The following is a 22377-nucleotide window of genomic DNA, read 5'->3' as shown; positions in this document are numbered from 1 at the left end:
TTCTCCTTATATAGAAGAAATCAACGCTTTTGTCGTTCTTAAGAGACCGTGGATGTCTCGTTCTCGTAAATTGGAACCCAGCCATCCGTCGTGACGAAAATTCGAACAGCGACGACTTTCCGATCCTCTTGGAGCGTAAAGTAGTGGCGTGTATTGACAGGAACAGAAATCAAATCACCAGGATTGAGTTCGATGTTATAGTAGCCGACTTCTTCGTCTTTGATCGCGAAGACGCCGTGACCGCTTACGATGAAACGGACTTCATCATCCGTGTGATGATGTTCTTTCTGGAAGTTGACGAGCAACTCGTCAAGGTTCGGTGTCGTATCCGAAAGTGAAATGATATCAGCTGTCTGATATCCACGACGTTCTGATACGTCTTTGATTTCTGGAGCGAACGTATCGAGAATCGTTTGTTTGTCGGCATCCGTCAGTGTGAAGTTCTCGACGAGAGGTGCTGGTAGTTTTGAGACGTCCCATTGTTCGTAAAGAACGCCGCGCGATGCGAGGAAGTCAGCGACTTCCGTTTGATCCGTATACCGTGTGTTTGTTTCTTGGAATAAGACTGTTGCCATGAGATGATTCCTCCTTTTAATAGATAGATTGACGGCATGATTGCAACGTCAACGTATAGTTGAATAAAAACTCGAAGGCTTCGAGGTGTTTCTTTGCTTCAAAGGCGGTCGGTGCCCAGACCGTGATTCCGTGATTGCGAATCAGGACGGCACCGCTGTCCGCTGTGACATATGGCGCAAAAGCAGCAGCGAGTGTCGGGATGTCCGCGTGATTCGGAATGATCGGCACCGTGACCGTCGCATCTTCTTCCCAGTGACCGAGTGCCTTGATGATTTCTTGACCGGAGAAGGTGATACTTCCCTGATCGCCATATAACTCCGAAATCACATTGTTCGCAATCGTATGGACATGCAGGGAACATCCGGCGTTCGTTCGGTTGAACACTTCGACATGGAGCAATGTCTCAGCAGAAGGGCGCCCGGATTGCTCGCCGATCAATTGACCGGTCGCATCGACATGAACGAAGTCGTCAGGAGTCGTCTGCCGCTTATCTTTCCCACTTGCCGTCACAAGAAATTCAATCGGAATACCGGACGTCCGAATGGCGAGGTTACCACTCGTACCAGGGAACCAATCGCGCGCTGCAAGTTCTTGTTTGATGGCGCGTAGTTCTTCATACCGTCGCATGAATGTCATATCGTCACCTCCGATCGTGCTAAATCATGAACGATATCGTGGAACGTCTCAAAAGGTGTATAGGCGATATCATTTTCTTCACACAACGTGATCAGATAATCACGGGCATAGACACGATCCGCTTGTTTTGCGAGTTCGAAGTCCGTCACTGAGTCACCGATGACGATGATGACGTCATCGTCTTTGCATAATGTACGGGCAACGGATGTTTTACAACAGCCGCATCCATTCGTGCAATGGACATCGCAGGCGTGTGGCCAATCGATGTGGACGAATGGACCACTGAAATCGGCAATGTTACAGTAAATCTGCTCTTGCTCGAGGAACGGTGCTAAGATCGGTTCGACGAAAAAGTCCATTCCACCGCTAACAATCGAAAAATGGATTCCTTGACGACGACTGTACTGAAGCAACTCCGAAAATCCTTCGCGAATGACAGCGCGCTCCATCAAGAAATCAAGATAGTCCGCTTTACCGTCGGACGGCAGAAGCGCGAACATCTGCCCGACACCACTTTGGATCGATAACGTCCGGTCGAGCACGCCACGTTTCAACGGTTCGAAGTCATTCACTGGCGCAAATACCTCCATGAGTGCAATGATGTTATCCTGCATCGTCACGGTACCGTCGAAGTCACAAAGAATTCGTAAGGTCATGACTTGATCCCCCAAGCGTCGAGCGCGACTCGTAATTCTTCATGTCGTGACGCAGCATTCGATAGGGATTCATTTGCGAGTGCCGCATCAAGTGCTTGACGAAAAGCGATAACACCAGCCGCAGCACCTTGCGGATGACCATGTACGCCACCACCAGCGTTGATGACGGAATCGATCCCGAAGTCGCGTACGAGTTGAGCAACGAGTCCTGGGTGAATACCGGCTGAAGGGACAGGGAAAATCGCTTTCGTCTGACCGAGGCGAGTCGCTTCGACCGCGATGCCGCGGGCGACGTCCTTCGGAAGAGCGACATTGCCGTAAGGTGACGGGAATAGTGTTAAGTCTGCACCAGCAACGCGCGGTAATGTGCCAAGTAAGACAGGCGCTGCAACACCGTGGTTCGGGCTAGCAATCAATGCACCGCTGTAAGCCGGATGATTGAAAATGGGAACGTTGATCTCCGGATCACTTGCCAATTCACGTAAGACGTCGAGTCCGTATGTGAAGGTATTCAACAAGAAAGCAGTTGCTCCAGCGTCAATCAATCGTTTGGCTTGATCCTTGAGCGTAAAGACGGGACCACTAAGTGTGATCGCATACAACGCACGTTTACCGGTCCGGTGGAAATGAGCATCGATAACCTCACGTCCTATCCGTGCCCGATCAATCGTCGGTGTCAACGGATTGTCATATAGGATCTCATCGTCCTTGACGAGATCGATCCCACCAGCAAGTTGTCCTTCGAGTTGATCACGAAGGAACGATAAATCGCGTCCGATGACCCCTTTGAAGATGCTCATTAACAGTGGACGATCTTCGACACCAATCAAGGAACGAACCCCTTCGATCCCGAACTTCGCACCTGGAAAATCCGACGTGAATGTATCGGGTAGTAGCAGTTCTGTTAATTTGATTTCACCGTCGAGTGAGAGTTTCCCGAAGACGGTCGTCAAGATCGCAGAAAAGTCGCGCGATACATTGTGTTCCGGGTAACGAATCGTGATATAGCCTTTACCGTCGCGCTCTTCCGTATGTACGACTTCTCCTTTGAATGAGGCGAGTTGTTGTTGCTCAAGATGATTCAGCTCCGTCCAGGAACCAACCGTCAGACCAAGCGCGAGTTGTTCGGCGCGTTGCTCCAGTCGATCGCGGGCGGTCAATTGATAAGTAGCTGTGATGTAAGCCATGTCTTTCCTCCTTCAATAAAAAAATGGTCTCTTGTCAGCGACAAGAGACCATGAATGATTCGAACGTGGACTCTTATCTGTCAGCTTAGTAGCTGCAAGAATTAGCACCGTGCCAAAAGGTCGGTTGCTGCGACATCGTAGGGCTTGTCCCTCCGTCTGCTCTTGATAAGAATTGGATGAAATTGTGAAATCTAATTGCAATTTTTACATGAGAGTCACGACTTGTCAAACTATTTTTAGAAAATTTATTTTTTTGAAAATACTCTTTCTATATATGGAGCGAAAACGATATCCGTTTCTGCTTGATTTCGATTTGACAGCAGGGAAGAGGATTGCGTAAGATTCAAATCAATATCACACACGACAACTACATACGACTCTTATCGCGAGTTGGCAGAGGGAATTGGCCCGATGACGCCGCAGCAACCGACCACTTGGCACGGTGCTAAATCCAACAGACGTTTCGTCTGAGAGATAAGAGGACGCAGTGACTTTCCTGCGCCTCTTTTCGATGACGAAAAGAGGCGCTTTTTCGTGTATCACATAGGGGGAACTGAGATGACATACAAAGCATTTACAGAACAGGACGCGATCGAACGGGTCCGCTCACTAGGACTGATCGGCGACGGAACCGTCGAAGCAGAAGAGATTGGCGACGGCAATCTGAACCTTGTCTTTCGAATTCGAGAAGGTGAACATCGATTGATTCTAAAACAAGCACTCCCGTACGCGAAAGTCGTCGGTGAGAGCTGGCCACTATCACTCGAGCGGGCGTGGATCGAGCAATCCGCACTCCGTGAATTCGCCCGGCATGCCGTGCCGTTCGTACCGCGTGTCTTTCATGCTAGTCACGACGAGGCGTATACGGTCATGGAAGATCTTTCACATCTGACAATCGTTCGAAGCGGTTTACTCGCAGGTGAACAGTATCCGTTGCTTGCGGAACATATTGGTTCTTATCTCGCTCGGACTTTATTCCATACATCGGACTTTGCGCTTGGTCCGGTTGAAAAAAAACGCGTCGCCCGAACGTACTACAATCCGGACTTGTGCGACATCACGGAAAAATTAATCTTCACGGATCCGTTCCATGACGCGGAGACGAACGAGATTGAAGCCGGGCTTGAAGAAGAGGTGGCACGTCTGTGGGCGGACGATGAGTTGAAACGCGAAGTCGCAAAACTCGAAGCGCTTTTCATCACGAAAGGAGATGCGTTGCTACACGGCGATCTACATACAGGAAGCATCTTTGCTTCGGCAACAGAAACGAAAGTCATCGATCCAGAATTCGCCTTTTATGGTCCATTCGGATTCGATGTCGGACAGTTCATCGCCCACTTATTCTTTGCAGCATACCCGGATTATTCAGCACTTCGTGATGCCCGGATTCGCGACATCGATACGTTCTGGCTGACGTTCGCTTCGACGTTCCGCGCCTTATGGGAACGCGAAGCCGTCGAACCATTCCGGACATCGGGACTCGTCGACGATGTACTGAGCACGATCTTGCAGGATGCACTCGGCTTTGCCGGTTGCGAACTGATTCGTCGGACGATCGGACTCGCACCAGTCGCTGATTTAGAAACGATTAGTTCTATGACGGAACGACTAGAACGAAAACAACATGCTTTACGTTTAGGATCGGCGTTAATCAAACGTCGGACCGAATGCCGGACATTTGATGATTTACGAAACTTCGACGTAACGGAGGAACTTAGCCGATGAGTACATTCGTTCAAAGTATTCGTTATGAAGACCGTGTCTTGACGATTCTCGATCAGACACGTCTACCGCAGGAAGAACACTATGAAGTCATTACCGATCTTGCACAAGCGGTCGAAGCGATTAAACAACTGCGCGTCCGAGGGGCGCCTGCGATCAGTTTATTTGGCGGATTCGTACTCGTTCAAGAGGCGTACCGGTTTGAAGCAGAACTGTCGATCTATAAGCAAGCCTTGCTTGAGACATCAGCGACGTTACTCGCGACACGACCAACGGCTGTTAACTTACGAAATGTCCTTGATCAATTGAATCCAATCATTCAAGACGGGACGTCGGTAGAAGAGATCCGCGAACGGCTCGAGCAGCGGACGATTGCCTTATACGATCAGGATGCGCAGACGTCACGTCAAATCGGGATTCATGCACTGGAATTGTTCCAGTCAGGCAACCGGATCCTAACGATCTGTAATGCTGGATCGATTGCGACCGCTGCTTATGGAACAGCACTTGCGCCGTTCTATATCGCAAAAGAACGCGGCATTGAATTATCTGTTTTTGCGAGTGAGACGCGACCATTACTGCAGGGAGCACGACTGACGACATGGGAGCTACAACGTGCCGGCATCGATGTCACGCTAATTACAGATAACATGGTCGCCCATACGCTGAAAGAAAAACAGATCGATGCAATCATCGTCGGGGCGGACCGGATTACACGAAACGGAGATACGGCGAATAAGATCGGAACGTTCCAACTAGCATTACTCGCTCAAGCTTTCGGTATCCCGTTTTACGTCGCAGCACCGCTCTCGACGTTTGATTTCTCACTTGTTTCCGGAGACGCGATCGAAATTGAAGAACGTGATCCGCAGGAAGTGACGACTGTCCAAGGTGTTGCGACAGCACCAGAAGGAGTTACTGTCTTCAACCCGGCCTTTGATGTCACACCACACACCTTAATCACGGGCATCATTACCGAACTTGGTATTATCACGCAACCGAATGAAGAAACGATTGAACAATTAACGGGGCTTCAACCCCTCGGATAAGGAGACAATTCATGAAAAAACTAGCTTACGCCGTCCTAGCACCGGCCTTATTACTAGCGGCTTGTGCGAATGGAGAAGCGACGACGAAAGTCGTCAAGGATGTACCAAAAGGAGTTCAATCGGACGTCAAGATCGCCGTCATCCGTAACCTCGCATCGGACGACCATACGAAACAATTCCTTGATGGCGCACGAAGTGAAGGAGAAGCGCTCGGCTTTAAAGTCAGCACGTTCATTTCGGAAGGTAACGATGTCAAGTTCAAGGAACTGGTCGCGCAGGCGATTCAGCAAGATTATGATGGGCTCATCATTTCGCACGGTAAGGAAGACTATGCCTATGACATGATCAAACCAGCAGTCGATAAAGGACTAAAGGTCGTGACGTTCGATACGGTCACGAAGAAAAAAGGGGCATCTCTACAAGACGTGACGGAAACGTTCCAAAACGATCATCAACTTGCGAAGCTATCACTCGATGAAGTGACGAAGGTGACGGACAAAAAGCCGGTCCGTGTCATCAAACTCTGGTTCGGACCAGGTTTTGCCCCGCTCGATCGTCGTCAAGAAATCTATAAGACGTACGAAGCAGACGGCAAAATCAAAACGCTTGAGACGGTTGGACCGACGAACTTCCAAGATGTCCAAGGGGATATCGCGACAAAGATGAATGCCATTCTCGCGAAATACCCGAAAGGAAGCGTTGATGCCGTTTGGGGAGCATGGGACGAAGTCGCAAAAGGCGCTTACAAATCGCTCAAGGATAATAAACGTCAAGAAATCCCATTGATCTCGATCGATGTCTCAAATCAGGACATCAACCTGATGCGTGAGAAAGGCAGCAACTGGGTTTCGACGAGTGCGGTGGATCCATTCCTGATTGGACAAACGGACATGCGACTACTGGCTAAGAAAATCGCCGGAGAGAAGACACCAGATAGCTTTGATCTCGATGCGAAACTCGTTGAGCAGAAGGCATTGAAGCAGGACACAACGATGTATAATCTCGATACGATCATCAAAGGTTGGAGTACGTCGGATAAATTCAATGAGCCGTGGATGGACCGGTTGCGTGACGTCCATAAAAAACAATGACGTCTATCAATCATCACCTGGAAATGACCGGGATTTCACTTGCGTTTCCGGGAGTCCAGGCACTCAAGCAAGTCTCCTTTGAGGTGAAGTCTGGTGAAATTCATGCGCTTGTCGGTGCGAATGGTGCCGGTAAGTCGACGCTGATGAAAGTCTTATCTGGAGCGGAAACAGCGGATGAAGGAATCATCCGTCTTGACGGGAAAGAACTGTCAATTCAATCTCCGCGTGATGCAAAACGAATCGGGATCGATCTCGTCCAACAAGAGGTTGATGTGGCGCTTGTCCCGTATTTGACGGTTGCTGAGAATATCTGTCTCGATCTGTTGACGGACGGAACAATGACGGGTTTGGTATCCCAACGCCGTTACATACAGCGTGCGAAAGAAGCGTTAGCGACATTACAGGCGGATATTTCCGTCAAGACACGTGTCGAAGAATTACGTCTTGCTGAAAAGCAACTCGTATTGATTGCACGCGCCCTCGTTCAGGAACGTCGTTTTTTAATTTTGGATGAACCGACGGCACCTCTCAGTCAGGCGGAAACAAGCCATCTCTTTTCAGTCGTGCGTCGTTTAGCGGAACGGGGACTTGGGATCATTTTCATTTCCCACCGCCTACAAGAATTGTATGACATTTGCGACTCCATCTCGGTCATGCGCGACGGTCAACTCATCTCGCGACATCTTTTGACAGACATCACGAAGGAAGCTGTCGTTGAGCAGATGCTCGGGCGTAAGCTTACGTCTGTCGCGAAAACGTCACGGATCAATGCGACGAACGTACTGACGGTCGAGAGTGCCACGAATGCGGACGTCCGCGACATCTCCTTGACGGTTCAAGCAGGGGAAGTCGTTGGTATCGCGGGTCTTGTCGGTGCCGGTAAAACGGAATTATGCAAAGCATTATTCGGTGATCGCCCGTTTCAGGAAGGGGAGGTTCGTATAGGTGGAAAAGCCCATCGCCTTTGCAATCCACAAGCTGCGATTCAAGCGGGAATCGGTCTCGTTCCGGAAGAACGGCGAAAAGAAGGAATTCTTGTTGCCGATTCTGTCGCAGAAAACCTGACAGCAGCGGCAGCTCATGATTTCGTCAACCGCTGGGGACTGATGGATCGTCGTAAAGAAGTCGAACAGGCATCGAAATGGGTCAAGGAGCTGGGCATCAAAGTGGCAGACGTGAAACAGGACGTAGGTCAACTATCCGGTGGGAATCAACAAAAAGTCGCCATCGGAAAATGGTTACTGACCGATGTTTCTGTCCTCGTCTTAGATGAACCGACGAAAGGTGTCGATGTCGGAGCTAAACAAGATATCTATCGTCTGATTGACGAACTCGCGCAACAACAAAAAGGGATCCTTTACGCGACGAGTGAATGGGATGAACTTTTGACCGTCACGGACCGAATCTACGTCATGTTCGATGGACGGATTGTCCATGAAACGAAGACGGCGGATACATCAGAAGAAACCTTGTTGTGGTATGCGACAGGAGGAGGGCAACGATGAATGAGGTAGTATCAAAACAAACGAATCGGGGGAAAGGTTTACGTCCGGTCCTTGGATTCTTGAACGACTGGGGGATCGTCCTCGCGATCCTTGCCCTCGTCCTGTTTTTTGCGACGACGGCTCCAACATTCCTACAAGGGACGAATTTGATTAATATTTTACGAAGTATCTCCATCGTGACGATCATCGCGATTGGTTTGACGGTTTCATTGACGATTAATGGATTTGACTTATCCGTAGGATCAACTGCAACACTTGCAAGTTCCTTCGTCGTCTCATTCTTCGTTTGGTACAGTCTGCCACTCGGTGTTTCGATTGGTCTAGCACTCCTTCTGTCTTTAAGTGTCGCCTTGTTGAACATCTTACTTATCGTCTGGTTTAAGATTCCGGATTTGTTTGCGACGCTTGCGACGATGTTCATCGTCGAAGGTGCCGCGATGACGTATACCGGTGGTGGTTCAATCAGTGCCGGAATGCCACGCTTAGACGGTACACCAACAGTCGGCACAATTCCGGAGGCGTTCGCGAAAATCAGCCAGGCGCCTTGGATCATCGTCATCATGCTCGTCGTCGTCGCTATGACACATGTCTTTTTAAGTCATACGCGACACGGTCGTTTTCTCTATATCATCGGTGGAAATCCAGAAGCCGCACGACTGACGGGAATTCGTGTCAACCGCTACCGGGCACTCGCATATCTGATTGCTGGGTTACTCGCTGCAATCGGTGGGATTTTGCTTGCGTCACAAGTCGGATCGTCGCAAATCAACGCCGGGTCCGGTTACTTGATGCCAGCGGTCGCAGCTGCCTTCATCGGCTCATCGTTCGCAGGGCAAGGGAAACCGAATGCCCTTGGCACACTCGTCGGGGCTTGTCTCGTCGGGATTCTTGAAAATGGTCTTGTCATGTTGTCTGTTCCATACTATTCGTTGAATATCATCAAAGGGCTGGTCCTTGCGGTCGCACTCGCGACGACCTATGCGCGGTATCGGAAAAAATAATTAAAATTCGAAGTTTCGTTTATAACATATTCGGTAATATTCAATATATGAAAGGATGGTGATGCACATGAATGATTACCAATGTAGAGGGAACGATCGCATGTCGCTTCTGAAAGAAGAGGATCACCGGACTTGACGAACGTTGTCCATTGACACGGATGTATTCGTGTTTTACGTGCAACTGCACGGTTAAAGAACGGATCACGGCATGTGTTCGTTCCTGAAACAAATAAGGGGAAACGCTACGGCGTTCCCCCTTTTTCACGTGCTTGAAACTGCTCGTATTTCTTTAAAAGTATAGCGGAATATGAGATGATATAAAAAGTCAGAAAATTCAACTACTATGAGAGCAAGGGGCCTGACAATGCGAACATACACTAAGGAGATTCAAGCGATTATCGACAACGTAGAGAAAGTCATCATCGGTAAGGAAGATGTCATCACACAATCATTGGCAGCATTACTAGCGGGCGGTCACGTTCTATTAGAAGACGTACCGGGAGTCGGGAAGACGATGCTCGTCCGTGCGTTCAGCCGATCGATCGGGTTGACCTTCAAACGTGTTCAGTTCACGCCAGACCTACTTCCGTCAGATTTGACGGGTGTATCGATGTATAATCAGAAAACAAGCCAGTTCGAATATAGACCGGGTCCTTTAATGGGAAACATCGTCTTAGCCGATGAGATCAACCGAACATCACCAAAAACTCAATCTGCCTTACTCGAGGGAATGGCGGAAGCGAACGTCACCGTCGATGGTGAGATTCATACGCTTCCGAATCCTTTTTTCGTCATGGCGACACAAAACCCGATTGAACATGAAGGAACGTATCCGTTACCAGAAGCACAACTCGACCGTTTTCTCGTCAAAGTCAAAATGGGTTATCCTGATTTCCAGCAAGAAATGAAGTTGCTCACGCGTTTTGAACGGGATGAACCAATCGAAACACTCGAAGCTGTAATTGGTCGCGAGCAATTGCTCCAAATGAAAGAAGACGTCAAGAACGTCCATGTCTCACAGCCTGTCAAAAAATATATCGTCCATCTCGTTCAAGCGACACGGACGAATGGGTCACTCTACCTCGGCGCGAGTCCTCGTTCTTCGATCGCCTTGATGAAGGTCGCGCAAGCGTGGGCGTACATGGAAGGACGCAGTTTCGTTTTGCCGGATGATGTTAAACATCTCTTGATTCCAGTCCTGTCACACCGCCTGATTTTGACAGCGGATGCGCGTTATCACGGTCAATCGTCGGAACGGATTTTAGAACAGATCAAAAAAGAGGTTGCTGTACCGATCCAACAAGACGTGGAGTCCCTATGACGAAGTGGCAAATTGGTTGGCGTTACGCTGTATTACTTTTGACGACGGCAGCCTTATGGGCATATGCGCGCGTTGATGGCGGAAATGTCGCTTCCTTGCTGTTTTACGTCATGGCTGGTCTGACCGTCTACTGGACGCTCTTCCTCGTTTGGCCCGTCACGCAGGCACTTGCGACGCGCGAAGTATCGAACAAGATGCTCGTTGCTGGAACCGATATCCCGGTTTCCTTACGGGTTCGTCGACGTTTTCCGTTTCTCGTCGGAGCCGTCGAAGTGACGGAGGTGATTCCGAACGAACTCAGTGAAGAAAAACTCGATATCAGCCGTCCACTCCGAGCCCATTACCGGAAGACGGAGCAAATCGATTACACGATACCATCGATTCGTCGAGGGGTGTATCAGATTCCAGGCTGTATCGTCGAAATCACGGATCCATTCGGGTTATTCAAGCGGAAGCGGATGTTTCCGGTCGAGACGTATCTTGCGATTGAACCAGCGCGCCTTGCCGTTCAGCTTCCCCATGAGGAAGACCGTGGCGATGGCGGGATCTCACCGGTGTCACTTGATCTTCGCCAGTCGTCCTTTACCGTCGTCGGGGTCCGGGAATACGTCAGTGGGGATCGGATGAATCAGATTGACTGGAAAGCGACAGCGAAACGCCAAGGGTTGATGACGAAGACGTTCGAACGAGAGCAAGAACGGGAGACGACGATCGTCTTTGATGAGGGAACGGAGGCGGGTGAAGCCTTCGAACGTGTCATCTCGATGCTCGCAGAAACGACGGATCAGTTGAACAAACGACGACTGAGCTATCGGATCCATCTCGTCGGGCATGCCGTTCAATCATTGTCGTTACCACTTGAAGGAGCGAAACTGACGCATTACCTGATGACGGCGCAACCGAGTCGGACGCGGACGTTCATCGAGTCATGGGAGTACTCGTCCAAGGCGCTTCGATTGAGCGGGAATGTCCTCTTTATCACACCGGATCTTGAATCAAACAATGAACTATGGATTTCGAAGATTAATCAAGAAGCCACCGTTCATGTCTATACACCAGAACGGAGGGGAGTGCGATGATACGACGATTAATCTGGAACGCCATCGCAGCAGCCCTTTTGACTTGTTTCATGCCACCACTTCTCGAACTGACTACATTCGAGCATCTTTGGTCCTTCTTACCGATGCTGTTCCTGCCTTTACTGTTATCGCATCTCGCGCGACGTTACTTCTTACTTGGCAGTCTCGCGGGGCTACTATTGTCGTTCTACTTGATTTTGACACCGGGTTCTGCACCGTGGGGAATTTTTACGGAAATCAGCTCGGATATTCGAAGTGTCATCAATGGTGAATTACCGGGACGACCAGCCTTTGCGCTGTCGATTGGTTTGATCAGTTTCTTGATCGCTTATCTCGCGCGCCGGACGTTCCCGAATCGTGGGTTCGTCTTCGGACTTGCCTTCGGAGTCATCGGGTTCATCGCCTATTGCGATACCTGGACGGATTACTCGGGAGAGACGTTCATTCTTTATCCGATCATCTTGTCTTTGGTATTGCTGTATGCGACGGAGGTCAATGAACGACCGCGTGCTTCCTACGTACGCCCACTAAGTGCCTTATTCATCATGGGGGCTGTTATCGTCGCTGCTGTCCAAAGTCCTGTCATCAATGCGACATGGCAAGACAGTTGGTATGATTTGACGTCTGATCTTGAAGGGGAAGGGGAGCCGACAAATGCGATTCAAAAGGTCGGATACGGTAACAACGATGAGCAACTCGGAGGACCATTCCAAATGGACGACCGGGAAGTCTTCCAAGTCGAAAGTGAAGGGAACCGCTACTGGCGAGTCGAGACGAAAGACATCTATACTGGTAAAGGCTGGGTCTTATCGAAGTCAAACCCTGAAATCGATGGACGTGGTTTTTTCTCGACCTTCGGTACAGAGGTCAAGACCCGCGAAGAGACAGCAACATTTGAAATGGCGCGTGAATTACCATTCGTGCCATATAATGGTGACAATGTACGGGTCGAAGTGAATCAACAACGACAAAATGTGTTGGTTGACCCCGAGAATCAAAAAATTTCGTATCTCGACGAGGCGGATCGTCAACGGAACTATCGAATCGACTATTCGTACCCACTCTTTACGGAAGAACAGCTCCAGACAGATGAACCCGTCAATTTATCTGAGAATGAAACGGAGCGGTATCTCCAACTGCCGGAAGGTTTACCGCAACGAGTTCGTGATTTAGCGGAACAAATCGTCGAGGGTGAGGAGACACCATGGGACAAAGCACGGGCGATTGAAAATTATTTCGAAGAAGAAAACTTTGAATACAATACAGAAGATGTTGCTGTACCGAAAGAAAATCAGGATTACGTCGATCAGTTCCTGTTCGAGACGAAACTCGGATACTGTGATAACTTCTCGACATCAGCCACTGTATTACTTCGGGCAGCTGGGTTACCCGCACGCTGGGTGAAAGGATTCACGGGGGGCGAATCCGACGTCATCGGAGCTGCCGTGACGAGTTATACAGTACGCAATAAAAATGCCCATTCGTGGGTCGAAGTTTACATTGAAGGACCAGGCTGGGTACCGCTTGAACCGACAGTCAGTTTCGATGGAGCAGGACAATACACGATCGATCGGGAAACGAACAACGAGACGGAACAAGCAAATCCGCAACGTGAGACAGAAGATAATACGGAGACAACGACGCCAAATCGTCCTCAAGAAAATCTTCTCGATGAAGAACAGACGACTAGCGCCGGACAGACGGAGCAGAAGTCAATTCCATTTTGGCCAATCTTCCTGACGGCACTTGCTCTCTTGTTCCTCTACTTGTTCAGAAAACCGATTATTCGGACGCTTGCGATTCTCTTCTTCCGGAGACAGATTGAACGACCGGAAGGATTCCGACGGATGTATCGGTATCTCTTGCGGCGTCTTGATAAAAAAGGATTCCATTATCAAGATGGTCGGACGCTTGCGGAACTTGCTCACGAAGTCGATGGGTACTACGAGACGTACGCGATGCGACCGTTGACGGATGCTTACGAGCGGATGGTTTATGGTGGAGAATCATTATCGGCTGATAAAAAACGTGAATATTTCGAAAATATCATTCGTCATGTAGAGGGTTGATATTTACGAAACGATACAGGTACAATGGGAACAACGTAAATCACACACATGCAATCTCCTTTGTATATACTCGCGAATATGGCGCGAGAGTCTCTACCGGGTCACCTTAAACGACCTGACTATGAAGGAGCAGACCCTTCGTATACATTTTTTTGTGAAGCGGCCTGCTCTTTTTCCATTTTATCCATGGGCGAAGAGCGGGCTTTTTTCATAGGGTACGCATGAAATCAGAAAGGCGGGAACAGATTTGGAAGCACATTTGGACCAGGAAATGATTCTCGTCCTCGATTTTGGAGGACAGTACAATCAATTGATCACACGTCGTATTCGGGACCTTGGTGTCTACAGTGAATTGCATTCGCATAAAATCACTGCAGCTGAAGTAAAAGAAATCGCACCTGCTGGTATCATCTTCTCAGGTGGTCCACGTAGCGTCTACGCGGAGGATGCGTACCGGTGTGACCCGGAAATCTTCGACCTCGGTATTCCAATCTTCGGAATCTGTTACGGCATGCAGCTCATGTCACAACATTTCGGCGGAACAGTGGAACGTGCGGGACATCGTGAATATGGAAAAGCCACATTGACGTTACAAGACCCGTCACCGATGTATGCGAACTTACCGCTAGAACAAACGGTCTGGATGAGTCACAGTGACCTCGTCACATCTGTGCCAAACGGATTCGTTATTGATGGGACGAACGTGTCATGTCCAATCGCTTCGATCAAGAACGAAGAGTTGAAAATGTATGGTGTGCAGTATCACCCAGAAGTAAACCATACGGTCTTTGGAAAAGAATTGCTCAAGAACTTCCTCTTTGAAGTCTGTAAATGTGCAGGCGACTGGTCAATGGAGAACTTCATCGAAATCGAAGTAGCGAAGATCCAAGAACAAGTCGGCGATAAAAAAGTTCTTTGTGCCCTTTCAGGTGGTGTCGACTCGTCTGTCGTCGCAGCCTTGATCCACAAAGCAATCGGTGATCAATTGACATGTATGTTCGTCGATCACGGTTTACTGCGTAAGGGAGAAGCGGAAAGCGTCATGAAGACATTCGCGGATCACTTCCACATGAACGTCATCAAGATTGATGCTCAGGATCGTTTCCTCGATAAACTCCGTGGTATTTCGGATCCGGAGCAAAAACGTAAAATCATCGGCAACGAGTTCGTCTATGTCTTCGATGAAGAAGCTTCGAAGCTGACGGATATGGACTTCCTTGCACAAGGTACACTCTATACGGATATCATCGAGAGTGGTACGGATACGGCACAAACAATCAAATCACACCACAACGTCGGTGGACTGCCGGAAGACATGCAGTTTGAATTGATCGAACCGATCAACACGTTGTTCAAGGATGAAGTCCGTGAACTCGGGAAAGAACTTGGTCTTTCTGATGAAATCGTCTGGCGTCAGCCGTTCCCAGGACCAGGTCTCGGGATTCGTGTCCTTGGTGAAATCACAGATGAGAAACTCGAAATCGTTCGCGAATCTGATTTCATTCTTCGTGATGAGATTAAAAAAGCTGGACTCGAGCGCGAAATCTGGCAGTACTTCACAGTCCTTCCTCCAATCCGTTCGGTTGGTGTCATGGGCGATGAGCGGACATACGACTATGCTGTCGGAATCCGCGCTGTTACGTCAATTGACGGGATGACTTCAGACTGGGCACGTATCCCATGGGACGTGCTTGAGAAGATCTCGGTTCGAATCGTCAACGAAGTCCAGAATGTTAACCGCGTCCTGTACGATGTGACGTCGAAACCACCTTCAACGATTGAGTGGGAGTAAGTACTGGGCTTACTGAGACGATTCGTCTCATGAAGCTTGTGGTATCAACGTTTTAAAGGGGACAGGTGAAAGGAAGTCTGTTTCACCTTCAACAACTCTATTTCAAAATGAAGCTCTCTTTTGTTCACATTATTTGTGAATGGAAGGGGGCTTTTTTGTGACCAAAGTACTTTTTAAAGATTTCTTCCTCAATCTTCAGGTGAGACATTTGTCGTATTCTCTTGTTTTTCTCACTCGCAAAATCAGAACCTTGTCCATAGGTATATTGTTTTCCAATTGGTTGATCAAATCGATAGAGTTCATTAGATTGGTACCATCTCATCCACGTCTTGATCTGCGGTTTGTTTTTGATTCCCTATTTCTCCATGATCTATTTTTTCATCAACTCACCACTCCGTTTGTCCTTGACAATTACCCGTTTCACTTCGCTTAAATATACGTTGTTTTCCATGTGAGAATACCTTCGACTGAGAATGGTTATTTTTTTCTTATATTTTATAATTACTTGCAATAAGTGATATGATTTCAATAAAGCTAAGGGATGGTGATTTCAAAGTGAGAAGAGAATCAGGTTACGGAAGGTGTAAGTTCGTTATGACTAGAGATGAACTTGGTTATAGTGAGGTATTAGAAGACTTTCAGAGTGCAGAGTATATTTATATTGTGACATATAACATATCTAAAGATGATGAATCGCTTTTGGAAAAGATAAATGAATGCCCACCTGATACAGAAATTAAATTGTATACTAACATTCCGAGTAGATTTGACCAATACTACTATGAATGGGCAAAAACTAGAGCAAAAGTCCAAATTGATAATTATAAAGACAAGTTGGATCCCGAAAATTTTAATGCAAAATTTCAAAGTATGTTCGTTTTTGATAATCACTCAAAAATTATAATGACCAACAACATAGCTTATGTTGGTTCAGCAAATTATTCTTCTGAGTCAGCAAATAATTTTGAAGCAGGGGTGATTTTTCAAGATGAAAATATGATTAATCAAATAAAAAGTATTATTGAAGAAGAAATCGAAAGTGTATCAGAACCATATTATGCATATAATATCTTCCCGTTAATATTTTTAGCAAGAGAACTTGAAGAACTTATAACAGTGATACATGAAGATATTTGGGGTGTATGGGACTTTCAAGGTAGGGAACAAGGAGAGTACTATTTGGGAACTGATATGAGTTTAGATATAAATGTTATAGATGCATTTAATAATTTCAAAATTGATTTTTTTATTGCTACAAATGATTCAATCAAAGAAATTGAAAATGACGTTTCTGAAGAAAATTTAACTTCAGAACAACTTCGATTAATTGAAAACATCACTCATCTTCGAGACTTAATAGATAACTATGAAATAGATCCGAAAATAATTGAACTTGTAAATTTTGATGAAAATGAATTTATTCAAGAAAAAATGGAAGAGAATATTATATATATGACTGAAGATGTACTGGATGAATATGTGCAAGAATTTGTTCAAAGTGCATATGAAATAAAAGATGACTTAGCGACTGATGCACAAGATTATCTAGTAGCTTTCGAATCGCTTTTGGTAGAGGTTGCTCGATTAGCGATGGAAGTAGTTGGCGATTTGAAAATGTATATAAACGACAATATAGACAATACATAATGCTTCCGTACTATATATCAAACATGTACTAAAAGTAATATATTGCATTTGTGAATCAATAGACTGCTTGTTTTGTTGAAATGTAGAATTATCGTGAAAAATTAGATTTTTTAAATTTTCGAAAAAATTAAAACAGGATTGAAAACCTCGATATAACAAAGTTTTTATACTCGTTAACCGTGTCCTGTACGATGTGACGTCGAAACCACCTTCAGCGATTGAGTGGGAATAAGAACTAGACTTGCTGAGAAAATTCGTCTCATGAAGCCTGTCCTATCAATGTGTTAAAGGGGATAGGTGAAATGAAGTCTGTTTCACCTTCAACAATTCGATAATTCGATTTCAAAATGAAGCTCTCTTTTGTTCACATTATTTGTGAATGGAAGTGAGCTTTTTTCGTAACCAATCGCATCGAACTGTTGGATGACATTAGACAAAATCAATTTATTCGAGAGATTCAATTAAGATGTATCGAGATGTTTTGTTAGTTTTTACTGGAATATATAATAAATCATTAAACGGATAGGATGCACGCTCTCATAATAGATTGGGCATGAGCTGAAGTCGATCGACTAGATTATGGTTTAGTCATAAATTTGACCATGCTATGATGTGGCTGTCTTTGTTTTTCATATCAATAAAAAATATTATCGTATAATTCCGGGGACAGGGTTTGAAAGACTTTACAGGAACACCGTAATGATTCCTACTATGGCTCACATACAACATCGTACCTTTATTGAAACGGCTTTTACTTCTTAGGTAAGGGTCTTTTCTTGTTGCGTAGCATGACTAAAACGTTTTAAACAGGAAAAATTTTAATAATGAACATGCTCTAGTAAACAGGATCAATACATTCCAAAAAGCCTTCAATAATTAAAAAAGATGTACAAAAAAATCAGGTTTAATCAGAAAAAAAGTAGGGGAAATTCAAACTGTTGGCATATAAGATTGATTTTCAAGAGCTAAATATTATTTTTTGTGGCATTTATTAAAAAGGAGGAAGAGATCATGACGAGAAAAGAAGATACATTTATCCAAGTATTTAATACCCAAGCGGAAGTACTGAGTAAAGTAAACGAATTGAAAGCGCAGGGATATGACGAAAGAGATATGTATGTCGTGGCTCAAGATAAACATTCCTTCTCCATGGTAGAGAATCAGACAAACGTCAATGTAGATACTGCCGGTGAACAAGAGCACCAAGGATTTATGGGGAAATTCATGGCTGCCTTTTCAGACGACTCTTCTACGGAAGCATTCCGCGGAATGGGCTTATCGCATGATGAATCAGAAGAATACCGTCGTCAGGTAGAAAGTGGCAAGCTGGTTTTATATGTAGACAGCGACTATGGCGATTCTTACGAAAAGCATAGTCAAAGCTACAACCAAACTTCTGGAGTAAACGATAATCAATATGATCGCACGGGAGTCGAAGCAAATCGGGATCACAACGACCATCTCTCTGATAACGGCTCTCTTTCCCGCACAGATCGAGACCAAGGCTACGACAACGCTTTAAGTGCAGACCGAAGCCAAGACTATGACGATACTCCAGGGGTCGATCGGTCTGGTGCAGATCGGACTGGCGTTACTGAAACGAACAGTGATACAGAAGAAGAACGCCTTCGCCTGCATGAAGAACGGTTAAATGTAGATAAAGAAAGAGTGCAAACAGGGGAAGTAAACGTCAGTAAACACGTAGTCGAAGATCAACAATCGATCGAGGTGCCGGTAGAGAGGGAAGAAGTTTATGTGGAACGGCGTAAAGTGGATCATAATGCGTCGGGAACAGATGCTTTTGTAGATGAGAACGACTCCATCCACGTACCGCTTTCAGAAGAAAAGGTAGTAGTATCAAAAGAAGATGTAGTCTCTGAAGAAATTGTTGTTGGAAAACGTAAAGTGCGAGATACAGAAACTGTATCTGAAACGGTACGACGCGAGGAAGCAGATATTGATGAAGGTACGGATACGAGAACGGACGTAGACCGTGACGATCATAAACGACTGTAATGGACCAAACTAAGAGGGAGATAGCGATCAGCTATCTCCTTTTTTACTGCAAATTAAAGACAACTCAAAAATAACGCTTACAAAACCGAACGTTCGGATAAAATAAGTGGTTAAATTTCGTTTTTATGGTTGACCCGTGAATTTGAGCATGCTACGATGTGTCTGTTCTTATTTTTCATACCACTAAAAAAACATAAATAATGCCGTATAATTCTGGGGATAGGGCCCGGAAGTCTCTACAGGAACACCGTAAAGGTTCCTACTACGGCGCACACGCAACATCGTGCGCTTATTGAAACGGCTTTTACCGCTTAGGTAAGGGCCGTTTTTTGTTTTCAAGGAGACGGCTTATTTGGAAGGAAGGCAATCATGAGCACACAATTGAAACAGCCACACCAACCGAAAGCAAAAGAAAATGCGATTGCGCGTTTCTTTGATTTCAATGGGCTTGGTACGAACATGCGTACAGAGTTCATCGCCGGCATGACGACGTTCTTCGCGATGGCGTACATCTTATTCGTCAACCCGAACACATTAGCAGAGGCAGGCATGGATGCGGGAGCGGTATTCGGTGCTACAGCGCTCGTCGCAATCATCGGTTCCATCACAATGGGAGTATTTGCGAATTATCCAATTGCGCTTGCACCGGGTATGGGTTTAAACGCCTTCTTCGCATATAGTGTCGTCATTGGCATGGGTATTCCATGGCAAACTGCACTTTCGGGCGTTCTCGTCTCAGGTCTCGTCTTCATGGTATTAACGGCTTCAGGCATTCGTGAAGTGATCATCAATGCGATTCCAGAGCCGTTGAAAATGGCAGTCGCAGCAGGTATCGGTTTGTTCATCGCCTTTATCGGCTTGAAAACAGGTGGTTTAGTTGTCGCGAACGAAGCAACACTTGTTTCGCTCGGTGACCTAAGCAAGGGAACAACACTTCTCGCAGTATTCGGTCTTGTCGTATCAGCTGTCTTGATGACACGCGGTGTCAAAGGCGCGATTTTCTTCGGAATGATTATAACAGCCATTGCCGGAATGATTTTCGGATTAATTCCAGTTCCGACTAGTTTTGGTGAAATCGTTTCAGCACCACCAAGTATTGCACCGACCTTCGGACAGGCATTTCTTCACTTTAATGAAATCTTCACGGTCCAAATGATGATCGTCATCCTGACTTTCTTCTTCGTTGATTTCTTTGATACGGCGGGCACGTTGGTTGCGGTAGCAAACCAAGCGGGTTTAATTAAAGAAAATAAAGTACCACGCGCAGGTCGCGCATTAATCGCTGACTCAACAGCAACCGTAGCCGGTTCGATTCTCGGAACATCGACGACGGTTTCATACGTTGAATCCAGTGCTGGAGTCGCAGCAGGCGGTCGTTCAGGGATGACAGCCATCGTTACAGCATTGTTCTTCGGTCTCGCTTTATTCTTCTCACCGTTACTCGCGATCATCACTGCACCGGTCACAGCTCCCGCATTGATCATCGTCGGTGTATTGATGGCAGCTTCATTGCTTCAAATCGATTGGAAAAAATTCGAGTATGCGGTTCCGGCTTTCTTGACCGTCATCATGATGCCATTAACGTATTCAATCGCAACAGGGATTGCATTCGGTTTCCTCTTCTACCCGGTCACGATGATCGCAAAAGGACGAGCAAAGGACGTACACCCAATCATGTACGTATTATCACTTGGATTCCTCGGTTACTTCATCTGGTTACACTAATTCAAACTGCGTCTTTCTTCTATATAGAAGAAAGACGTTTTTTTGTTAGGGAGAGGGTAAGGGAGAAGAGAGAGGATGATTCAGATGTTACAGCAGATTACTGGACCTGTATTCGAGTACTTGGCTGAGAATAAGTTACTGATTCAATTAGCCAGAAAAGTCGGGTTACCACTTGGTGGAACATTGTTCGTCGGAGGGCAGGGCGCGGAAGAGACACTCGACACAGTCAAACAGTTCAATCAAGATGGACGAGCGGCGACAGTAGATTGTTTAGGCGAATTCATCGAGACTGAACAAGACGCGGTAGAGATTGCGAACGAATGCATCAAAGTCATCGGACAAATCAAAGCATATGATCTAGATGCACAAGTATCTTTAAAACTTACTTCAATCGGATTAAGGATTGATCCAGATATCGCCTATCAACAGTTGAGTCGTATTGCAGAGGTTGCTGATCAGAGAAATATGCGTGTGACAGTCAACATGGAAGAAGCAACGATGGTTGAGTCGATTGTGCAAATATTTGAACGCGTGCATGAACGATATCCGAACGTCGGAATTGCATTACAGGCAAATGTATACCGCAGTCGTTTTGATCTAGAACGTCTTCAGGCAACAGTACGTGTCGTCAAAGGCGCATACGATGGAGACGATGAAACCTATATTCAACCTAAAAAGACCGTCGATGAGACGTACCTTCAATTAGTAAAGATTAATTTGTTAGAAGGCAACTACACGCAAATCGCGACACATGATGAACAAGTTATTCAGCAAATCATTGACTTTACTCAAATGAAACAAATTGATCCATCACGGTTTGAATTTCAAATGCTTCAAGGCATGCGACCAAAACGACAACAAGAGTTAGTTCGACAAGGTTATCGTGTCGTCATCTACGTTCCGCATGGTTTGGACTGGTATACGTATTTGATGAGACGGCTAGCAGAACGCCCAGCGAATATCGCGTTTATAGTAGGCGCCATGTTAAGAAGGTAAAGACTTTGCGAAGAGGATTTAAACTCTTTGCAAAGTTTTTTTAAAATAATGCTTGTGTTTGTCGAATTTTGTTGTTATATTAATAAATGTTCCAGCGAGACGCCTTTTATAAACGGTTCGTTGGGGCTGAAAAGTTTTTTAAAAAGCATGGTTGACATAAACAAAACAACCTGTTAATCTATTAAAGTCGCTAAGGCGGCAGACGAACTTTGAAAACTGAACGATGAGGCAAAAATCGTATTCTACGGAATACAAAAACGAATGAAGCGCAAGCTTCGTCAATCGTGGCTTCGGTCACACAACGAGCAA

At 46.3% G+C, this 22377-nt stretch carries 18 protein-coding genes, 1 pseudogene and 5 riboswitches; of the genes and pseudogenes, 14 read left to right on the top strand and 5 right to left on the bottom strand.

What is annotated here, in order from left to right; translation table 11 throughout:
- Positions 1 to 38: 38 nt before the first annotated feature.
- From B3S86_RS00290 to B3S86_RS00275, 4 genes are read right to left on the bottom strand one after another with little or no spacing between them, the layout of a single operon-like run.
- A complete protein-coding gene (locus B3S86_RS00290) occupies positions 39 to 575 on the bottom strand; it encodes a 1,2-dihydroxy-3-keto-5-methylthiopentene dioxygenase (protein WP_035410968.1) in 537 nt (178 codons plus the stop codon).
- Positions 576 to 591: 16 nt separating this feature from the next.
- Positions 592 to 1212 (bottom strand): methylthioribulose 1-phosphate dehydratase, encoded by a 621-nt coding sequence (locus B3S86_RS00285; RefSeq protein ID WP_290747921.1) that lies wholly within the window; start codon positions 1210 to 1212, stop codon positions 592 to 594.
- Complete coding sequence (locus tag B3S86_RS00280; protein ID WP_290747918.1) at positions 1209 to 1868, bottom strand: 2-hydroxy-3-keto-5-methylthiopentenyl-1-phosphate phosphatase; 660 nt, start codon at positions 1866 to 1868, stop codon at positions 1209 to 1211. Before B3S86_RS00280 ends, B3S86_RS00285 begins: the two co-directional genes overlap by 4 nt.
- Positions 1865 to 3055 carry a 2,3-diketo-5-methylthiopentyl-1-phosphate enolase gene (locus B3S86_RS00275; RefSeq protein WP_290747914.1) on the bottom strand — a complete coding sequence of 397 codons (1191 nt, stop codon included), beginning with the start codon at positions 3053 to 3055 and terminating at the stop codon, positions 1865 to 1867. Before B3S86_RS00275 ends, B3S86_RS00280 begins: the two co-directional genes overlap by 4 nt.
- A gap of 70 nt (positions 3056 to 3125) precedes the next feature.
- A riboswitch (SAM riboswitch) is annotated at positions 3126 to 3227 on the bottom strand.
- Between the two features lie 205 nt (positions 3228 to 3432).
- A riboswitch (SAM riboswitch) is annotated at positions 3433 to 3536 on the top strand.
- A 77-nt stretch (positions 3537 to 3613) separates the two neighbouring features.
- On the opposite strand from B3S86_RS00275, the gene mtnK reads away from it, so the two are divergent.
- From mtnK to guaA, 9 genes are all read left to right on the top strand, one after another.
- Positions 3614 to 4780: an S-methyl-5-thioribose kinase gene (gene mtnK / locus B3S86_RS00270; protein ID WP_290747911.1), complete on the top strand. Its 1167-nt coding sequence runs from the start codon at positions 3614 to 3616 to the stop codon at positions 4778 to 4780.
- Positions 4777 to 5826 carry an S-methyl-5-thioribose-1-phosphate isomerase gene (gene mtnA, locus B3S86_RS00265; protein WP_290747908.1) on the top strand — a complete coding sequence of 350 codons (1050 nt, stop codon included), beginning with the start codon at positions 4777 to 4779 and terminating at the stop codon, positions 5824 to 5826. Before mtnK ends, mtnA begins: the two co-directional genes overlap by 4 nt.
- Before the next feature lie 11 nt (positions 5827 to 5837).
- Positions 5838 to 6917 carry a sugar ABC transporter substrate-binding protein gene (locus B3S86_RS00260; RefSeq protein WP_290747905.1) on the top strand — a complete coding sequence of 360 codons (1080 nt, stop codon included), beginning with the start codon at positions 5838 to 5840 and terminating at the stop codon, positions 6915 to 6917.
- Complete coding sequence (locus B3S86_RS00255) at positions 6914 to 8422, top strand: sugar ABC transporter ATP-binding protein (protein WP_035410952.1); 1509 nt, start codon at positions 6914 to 6916, stop codon at positions 8420 to 8422. Before B3S86_RS00260 ends, B3S86_RS00255 begins: the two co-directional genes overlap by 4 nt.
- A complete protein-coding gene (locus B3S86_RS00250) occupies positions 8419 to 9423 on the top strand; it encodes an ABC transporter permease (protein WP_056063700.1) in 1005 nt (334 codons plus the stop codon). Before B3S86_RS00255 ends, B3S86_RS00250 begins: the two co-directional genes overlap by 4 nt.
- 364 nt (positions 9424 to 9787) lie before the next feature.
- Positions 9788 to 10744, top strand: coding sequence for an AAA family ATPase (locus B3S86_RS00245; RefSeq protein WP_035410946.1), 957 nt, complete (start codon positions 9788 to 9790; stop codon positions 10742 to 10744).
- Positions 10741 to 11823, top strand: a complete 1083-nt coding sequence (locus tag B3S86_RS00240; RefSeq protein ID WP_035410944.1) for a DUF58 domain-containing protein — start codon at positions 10741 to 10743, stop codon at positions 11821 to 11823. Before B3S86_RS00245 ends, B3S86_RS00240 begins: the two co-directional genes overlap by 4 nt.
- Positions 11820 to 13892, top strand: coding sequence for a transglutaminaseTgpA domain-containing protein (locus tag B3S86_RS00235; protein WP_035410940.1), 2073 nt, complete (start codon positions 11820 to 11822; stop codon positions 13890 to 13892). Before B3S86_RS00240 ends, B3S86_RS00235 begins: the two co-directional genes overlap by 4 nt.
- Before the next feature lie 40 nt (positions 13893 to 13932).
- Positions 13933 to 14034, top strand: a riboswitch (purine riboswitch).
- Positions 14035 to 14163: 129 nt separating this feature from the next.
- Positions 14164 to 15684, top strand: coding sequence for a glutamine-hydrolyzing GMP synthase (gene guaA / locus B3S86_RS00230; protein WP_052019142.1), 1521 nt, complete (start codon positions 14164 to 14166; stop codon positions 15682 to 15684).
- A gap of 246 nt (positions 15685 to 15930) precedes the next feature.
- On the opposite strand, the pseudogene B3S86_RS00225 reads toward guaA, so the two are convergent.
- Positions 15931 to 16039: pseudogene (locus B3S86_RS00225) on the bottom strand (transposase); the annotation flags it as partial.
- A 239-nt stretch (positions 16040 to 16278) separates the two neighbouring features.
- On the opposite strand from B3S86_RS00225, the gene B3S86_RS00220 reads away from it, so the two are divergent.
- From B3S86_RS00220 to B3S86_RS00205, 5 genes are all read left to right on the top strand, one after another.
- On the top strand, positions 16279 to 17331 hold the full coding sequence (locus B3S86_RS00220) for a hypothetical protein (RefSeq protein WP_290747893.1): 1053 nt from the start codon (positions 16279 to 16281) through the stop codon (positions 17329 to 17331).
- Between the two features lie 166 nt (positions 17332 to 17497).
- The gene (locus tag B3S86_RS15375; RefSeq protein ID WP_414651160.1) at positions 17498 to 17563 is read left to right on the top strand and encodes a hypothetical protein; all 66 of its coding nucleotides are present in this window, start codon (positions 17498 to 17500) and stop codon (positions 17561 to 17563) included.
- Between the two features lie 398 nt (positions 17564 to 17961).
- A riboswitch (purine riboswitch) is annotated at positions 17962 to 18063 on the top strand.
- Between the two features lie 279 nt (positions 18064 to 18342).
- A complete protein-coding gene (locus B3S86_RS00215) occupies positions 18343 to 19347 on the top strand; it encodes a DUF2382 domain-containing protein (protein WP_290747891.1) in 1005 nt (334 codons plus the stop codon).
- A 183-nt stretch (positions 19348 to 19530) separates the two neighbouring features.
- A riboswitch (purine riboswitch) is annotated at positions 19531 to 19632 on the top strand.
- 84 nt (positions 19633 to 19716) lie between these two features.
- Positions 19717 to 21072: an NCS2 family permease gene (locus tag B3S86_RS00210; RefSeq protein ID WP_052019119.1), complete on the top strand. Its 1356-nt coding sequence runs from the start codon at positions 19717 to 19719 to the stop codon at positions 21070 to 21072.
- Positions 21073 to 21147: 75 nt separating this feature from the next.
- Entirely contained in the window at positions 21148 to 22068 is a 921-nt protein-coding gene (locus B3S86_RS00205) for a proline dehydrogenase family protein (protein WP_290747889.1), read from the top strand.
- Positions 22069 to 22377 lie beyond the last annotated feature (309 nt).

This window comes from Exiguobacterium sp. UBA3968, from assembly GCF_002385115.1.
Classification (GTDB): Bacteria; Bacillota; Bacilli; order Exiguobacteriales; family Exiguobacteriaceae; genus Exiguobacterium_A.
Note: the sequence above shows the minus strand (reverse complement) of the source record. Positions and strands in the feature narration are given on the sequence as shown.

Excerpts from the sequence above, each read along its gene's own strand:
- B3S86_RS00290 (WP_035410968.1), bottom strand. The coding sequence starts at position 575 with ATGGCAACAGTCTTATTCCAAGAAACAAACACACGGTATACGGATCAA.
- B3S86_RS00285 (WP_290747921.1), bottom strand. The coding sequence starts at position 1,212 with ATGACATTCATGCGACGGTATGAAGAACTACGCGCCATCAAACAAGAA.
- B3S86_RS00280 (WP_290747918.1), bottom strand. The coding sequence starts at position 1,868 with ATGACCTTACGAATTCTTTGTGACTTCGACGGTACCGTGACGATGCAG.
- B3S86_RS00275 (WP_290747914.1), bottom strand. The coding sequence starts at position 3,055 with ATGGCTTACATCACAGCTACTTATCAATTGACCGCCCGCGATCGACTG.
- mtnK (WP_290747911.1), top strand. The coding sequence starts at position 3,614 with ATGACATACAAAGCATTTACAGAACAGGACGCGATCGAACGGGTCCGC.
- mtnA (WP_290747908.1), top strand. The coding sequence starts at position 4,777 with ATGAGTACATTCGTTCAAAGTATTCGTTATGAAGACCGTGTCTTGACG.
- B3S86_RS00260 (WP_290747905.1), top strand. The coding sequence starts at position 5,838 with ATGAAAAAACTAGCTTACGCCGTCCTAGCACCGGCCTTATTACTAGCG.
- B3S86_RS00255 (WP_035410952.1), top strand. The coding sequence starts at position 6,914 with ATGACGTCTATCAATCATCACCTGGAAATGACCGGGATTTCACTTGCG.
- B3S86_RS00250 (WP_056063700.1), top strand. The coding sequence starts at position 8,419 with ATGAATGAGGTAGTATCAAAACAAACGAATCGGGGGAAAGGTTTACGT.
- B3S86_RS00245 (WP_035410946.1), top strand. The coding sequence starts at position 9,788 with ATGCGAACATACACTAAGGAGATTCAAGCGATTATCGACAACGTAGAG.
- B3S86_RS00240 (WP_035410944.1), top strand. The coding sequence starts at position 10,741 with ATGACGAAGTGGCAAATTGGTTGGCGTTACGCTGTATTACTTTTGACG.
- B3S86_RS00235 (WP_035410940.1), top strand. The coding sequence starts at position 11,820 with ATGATACGACGATTAATCTGGAACGCCATCGCAGCAGCCCTTTTGACT.
- guaA (WP_052019142.1), top strand. The coding sequence starts at position 14,164 with ATGATTCTCGTCCTCGATTTTGGAGGACAGTACAATCAATTGATCACA.
- B3S86_RS00220 (WP_290747893.1), top strand. The coding sequence starts at position 16,279 with ATGACTAGAGATGAACTTGGTTATAGTGAGGTATTAGAAGACTTTCAG.
- B3S86_RS00215 (WP_290747891.1), top strand. The coding sequence starts at position 18,343 with ATGACGAGAAAAGAAGATACATTTATCCAAGTATTTAATACCCAAGCG.
- B3S86_RS00210 (WP_052019119.1), top strand. The coding sequence starts at position 19,717 with ATGAGCACACAATTGAAACAGCCACACCAACCGAAAGCAAAAGAAAAT.
- B3S86_RS00205 (WP_290747889.1), top strand. The coding sequence starts at position 21,148 with ATGATTCAGATGTTACAGCAGATTACTGGACCTGTATTCGAGTACTTG.